At 35.5% G+C, this 5,067-nt stretch carries 5 protein-coding genes; 4 read left to right on the forward strand and 1 reads right to left on the reverse strand.

What is annotated here, in order from left to right; translation table 11 throughout:
* The first annotated feature begins 451 nt into the window (after positions 1 to 451).
* The 4 genes from ACESM9_RS14355 (at position 452) to ACESM9_RS14370 (ending at position 4,512) form a co-directional block, all read left to right on the forward strand.
* Positions 452 to 1,087 (forward strand): hypothetical protein, encoded by a 636-nt coding sequence (locus tag ACESM9_RS14355; RefSeq protein ID WP_373000172.1) that lies wholly within the window; start codon positions 452 to 454, stop codon positions 1,085 to 1,087.
* Between the two features lie 39 nt (positions 1,088 to 1,126).
* Positions 1,127 to 2,500 carry a VanW family protein gene (locus ACESM9_RS14360; RefSeq protein WP_373000175.1) on the forward strand — a complete coding sequence of 458 codons (1,374 nt, stop codon included), beginning with the start codon at positions 1,127 to 1,129 and terminating at the stop codon, positions 2,498 to 2,500.
* Positions 2,501 to 2,668: 168 nt separating this feature from the next.
* A complete protein-coding gene (locus ACESM9_RS14365; RefSeq protein ID WP_373000178.1) occupies positions 2,669 to 2,833 on the forward strand; it encodes a zinc-ribbon domain-containing protein in 165 nt (54 codons plus the stop codon).
* Positions 2,834 to 2,940: 107 nt separating this feature from the next.
* On the forward strand, positions 2,941 to 4,512 hold the full coding sequence (locus ACESM9_RS14370; protein WP_373000181.1) for a DEAD/DEAH box helicase: 1,572 nt from the start codon (positions 2,941 to 2,943) through the stop codon (positions 4,510 to 4,512).
* A gap of 12 nt (positions 4,513 to 4,524) precedes the next feature.
* Here the strand turns inward: ACESM9_RS14370 and ACESM9_RS14375 are convergent.
* Positions 4,525 to 5,067: NAD(P)H-dependent flavin oxidoreductase (locus ACESM9_RS14375; protein ID WP_373000184.1), on the reverse strand; the 543-nt coding region annotated here is incomplete at its 5' end.

Consider the following 5,067-nt stretch of genomic DNA (forward strand, 5'->3'; position numbering starts at 1 on the left):
CTCAGTGATATGTTGAAATAAGAGAAAAAATAAGAAAAATAGTACAAAAGTATCAGAAGTATTTACATCTACTGGCGAATTATGTATGATAATATATAATTGTGTATATTTTTTGACTATTAGATTTAAATTACAAACTATTCCTTAATTAATTTAGGATGTGAATTATTATTATGTTAAAGTTAGTATTGTTTGTGCTTCTTACCAGTACCTTTGTTTTGATTATCTGCAATAAAGCTATAAAATTTTTTAATCATCTTTTATTAAAAAGAAACTACAAGTTTACTGAGAAATTTACATATTTTTTAGCCGGTTTTGTGATTTTACTTATATCTATCTTACTGGGAAGAGGAATTATTTATCATCTCATGTGATTACAGAATATAACTTCTTAATTGATTTACTATAGCATAAAAGAAAAATTTATAAATTATATAAGGGGAGAGATGTTATGTCAAAGATGATAAGCATGTTGGAAAAATTCAGAATAGTAGAAAAAACAGGCAATGGAAATGGAGAAGGAGTTGTAAATAAAGAGAAAAAGCCAGAAGAGCCGATTTTGACGCAAAAGGTAAGTGATATTAATAAGCAACCACAAAGCAATAGTCATGAGCTAAAACCATCAAACAGAGAGGATAATAAGTCTGGGTTTGAAAGAATGAACTATGATAAGAATAAGTCTATAGAAGAGATATATGCAGCTTATGAGCTGGAGAACAGCAATATCAATACAATTTTCATGCTGGGAAATTTTATTAACGCTCTTCCGGAAAACTTGCCTTACGCTGTGCATAAAGCTTCGGTCATGAACATAATCAATGCATCAAATACAAACATAAACATTCTCATGTCTGACGGAGAAAGAAGATTAAAAGCACTCAATGAGTTTGCCAGGGATTACAATAATGCGGTAACCAGTACCATATATAAGCATAAGGAAGAAATTAATAAGCTAAAACAAATGATAGACTACTACGAAGAAGAAATACTTGCTAAGCAAAAAATGCTTGAAGAACAGAATAACATAATCAAATATGAGACCCAAAGAATAAATAATATTATGAGTTTTTTTAAGAAAGAGGAGTAGCAACACACCATAAATATGCCTTAAGATTTGAGGGATTCTATGGAAAAGAAAAAATATCGACTTACCAAAGCTGCTAAGATTATTGGATTGGAATTTATTATATGTGTTATCGGATTGCTACTTGGCTTCTTTTGGGAGGTATACGATAAAAATTCCCAGTGGGAAAAGCTTATATACCCTGGTATTAAGGTTGCAGGGATAGATTTAGGCGGCAAAACCAAAATGGAGGGGAACAAAATTATCGAATCTGAATACATTGCTCCTCTGTTTGAAAAAGGGCTCAACATAATTATCAACGGCAAGAACTATAAAGTGGATTGCTCCAGGCTAATATCTTTCTACGATATTGAGGCTGGGGTTAACAAGGCTGTTGAGACAGGTAAAAGCTTGAGCTCTCTTAATAAGTATAAGCTCATTAAGCATGGTCTATCCAACAGATATAATATTGATTATAAGTTCAATGAGGTCTATCTTGGAGAGTTTGTCAGCATCGTTGAAAAGGATATCAATAGAGAACCGGAAAATGCAAAGGCTAGAGTGACCCCAGGAGAGAAAGTAGAAGTCATTGATGACATTAAAGGTTATAGGCTTGATGTGAAAAAGCTTGAAGAACAAATAAAAAGGAGCATTGAATCGGGAGTTTTAAATGAGATCGTAATAGAAGCTCCTGTAATAGAAATGGAAGCTTCTATAACTGCAGAGGATTTACAAACTATAGATGCAAAAATATCTTCATCCAGCACAGATTTTTCTTTTTCTTCAGCTGCCAGAATAAATAATATTGAGTTAGCTACAAATGCCATCAATGGAATTATACTTATGGATGGAGAAATTTTCAGTTTCAACGAGTATGTAGGAGAAAGGACAAGAGAGAGAGGATTCCAGGCAGCACCTGTGCTGGAAGATGGCAACTATAAGCCAGGCATAGGTGGAGGCATATGCCAGGTATCCTCTACTCTATACAGAGCCATGCTAGATAGCGGTATGGAGATTGTAGAGAGAAAGGCTCATGGCCGGCCACCATCCTATATAGGGTTAGGCTTGGATGCAACGGTATCTTGGGGAAATATTGATTTAAAGTTCAAAAATAATTTAGGATATCCACTTCTCATTGAAGCTTACTTAAAAGAAAAAAATATTTACATTAACTTATATTCAAATTCTAAGTTGAAAAATCGCACATATATAATAAAGAATAATGTCTACCAAAAGATCCAACCAAGTACTGAAACCATTGAGGATGCTAATTTACCGGCAGGAGAAACAGTGGTTGTAAGAAAAGGATCTCCAGGTTATAAAGTAAGGGTCACACGAGACACTCATGAAAATAATCAATTATTAATTTCAGAAGTCATTTCTGAGGATATATACAAACCAGAAAATGAAATAATAAAAAAAGGTGTTAAAAATTAAAAGAAGACAAAAAACATTTGCAATTTGTAAATAGTGGTGTTATACTTATCAAGAAGTGTGATGAGTTATCACTTTAAAGATTAAAACGAGATTAACAACATTTCTCCTTTGAAGCGTTGAGTCAATCAGTTTTAAACTTTTTAAAAATTGAAAAGGAGGAATGTTGAAATGGCAGATAAAACATTAACTTGCAAGGATTGTGGCAAAGAGTTTGTGTTCACTGAAGGTGAGCAGGCTTTCTACAAAGAAAAGGGTTTTGAGAATGAACCACAGAGATGCCCTGAATGCAGAAAAGCTAGAAAGCAACAGAACAACAGAGGCTTTAGAAGATAATTCTATATTAGCAATAAACCCTATAAGAATTAATTCTTATAGGGTTTTTGTATTGTAAATGGCAAATAATAATTGTGATAAAAAGAATAGTAGAAGGAAGGGATTTAATGGATAATATGAAATTTAGTGATTTGGGATTAAATGAAAAAGTACTTAAGGCAATAGATGATATGGGGTTTGAAGAGCCTTCAAAAATACAAGAAGAGGTAATACCTATTGTATTGGAAGGTTTTGATGTTATTGGGCAGGCTCAGACAGGCACAGGTAAAACTTTAGCATTTGGTGCCCCAATACTTAGCAAGTTAGACAGCAGCAGACAAGGAAAGATAGACACAATAATACTTACACCTACAAGAGAACTGGCAATTCAAGTAAATGATGAATTAAACCGCATAGCCAAGTATACAAAGGTAAAATTGCTGCCTGTGTATGGAGGTCAGCCTATAGAAAGACAGATAAATGCCCTGAAGAGAGGCATAGATATAGTGGTTGGAACTCCGGGTAGAGTTCTTGACCTCATCAGAAGAAATATTATAGACCTAAGTAGAATTAAATTTCTGGTTCTTGATGAAGCTGATGAAATGCTGGATATGGGTTTCATAGATGATATAGAAGAGATTATAAGAAATTCCAATGAAAACAGGCAAACCATGCTCTTTTCAGCCACCATGCCCGATGAAATAAGAAAGCTTTCCAGAAAGTACATGGCAGAGGATACTAAGCATATTTCTATAGTGAAAAATGCTATGACGGTTTCAACCGTGTCTCAATATTATTATGAAGTAAAACAAAAAGATAGATTTGAAGCTCTCTGCAGGATTTTGGATGTGGATGAACCCAGCAGTGCTATCATATTTTGCAAAACAAAAAAAGGTGTGGATGAGCTGGTAGAAGCATTGGATATGAGAGGATATGACGCTGAAGGAATGCATGGTGACATGAGCCAGGCTCATAGACTCAGTACCCTTAGAAAATTCAGAGAGGGTAATCTGGACTTTTTAGTGGCCACGGATGTGGCAGCAAGAGGCATAGATGTTGAGAATGTATCCCATGTAATCAACTATGATCTACCTCAGGATACAGAATCCTATGTCCATAGAATTGGAAGGACCGGCAGAGCTAACAGAGAAGGTACAGCCTATACCCTGGTAACATCAAGAGAATACTATATACTGAAGCAAATAGAAAAGTTCACCAGAAGCAAAATAAGAAGAAAAGAAGTGCCTTCCATAGATGAAATATTTTTAACAAAATATAAAGGAACTGTAGCAAAGGTCAGGGAAGCAATAGAAAAAGAAGAGCACAAAAGATTTGTGCCTTTGGCTACCGAACTGGATGAAGAATTCAATCTTGTAGATGTAGCTGCTGCTCTAATTAGCATGGTTCTTGATAAAGAAATGGGAGCTAATTATTCTGAAGATAATATAGGTGCTGGGAGTACCTATGTTAGATTGTTCCTGAACATAGGAAGAATGGATAGAATAAATCCAAGGGCGTTGCTTCAATTCTTCAGCGATAACGCAGATACAGATAAAGAAGACATCGGAGATATTGATATTATGGAGAAATTCACCTTTGTCAATGCAACCAGTGATGCTGCAAAGGATATAATAAAGTATTGCTCCGGCAAGAGATTGATGGGCAGAAAAGTCAATATAGAGATATCCAGACCAAGATAGAAGAAGCGGGGGTTAGTCTACCTCCGCTACTTCTTTCAGCAGATTTTCAAATATCTGTCTCACAGGCAGTATATCCTTAATCTTATATACAAGCTCCCCTGCAAACATCAAGGCTTTTTCCCCTTTACCCTGTTCACAGGCATTGACAAGAGCATTCATTATGCAGAAACTATGGCTGCATCGCTTTAAACATGCTATGCAGTTGCTATTATCTTCTGATTCTCCCTTTTCTATCATGTTATAGAAATCGTTCCTTATACATTGACCGGGCAAGCCTACTGGACTGTTTACATGTACAATATCTCCCCTGGTTGCTTTTATATATTGTTCCTTCATTTCTTTTGAGGCATTGGATTCTACACTGGCAGCAAATCTGGTACCCATCTGAACCCCACTGGCGCCAAGCTTGATTACATCTGCTATATCTCTTCCAGTGATTATACCTCCGGCACCTATTACAGGAATATCTACCTCTTTGCATACCTCGGGCAGTATCTCCCTCATAGATCTGTCCGTACCCAGATGCCCTCCTGCTTCCTTACCTTCTACAACTAC

Origin of the sequence: Lutispora sp. (genome assembly GCF_041687175.1) — a bacterium.
Lineage (GTDB): Bacteria > Bacillota > Clostridia > Lutisporales > Lutisporaceae > Lutispora.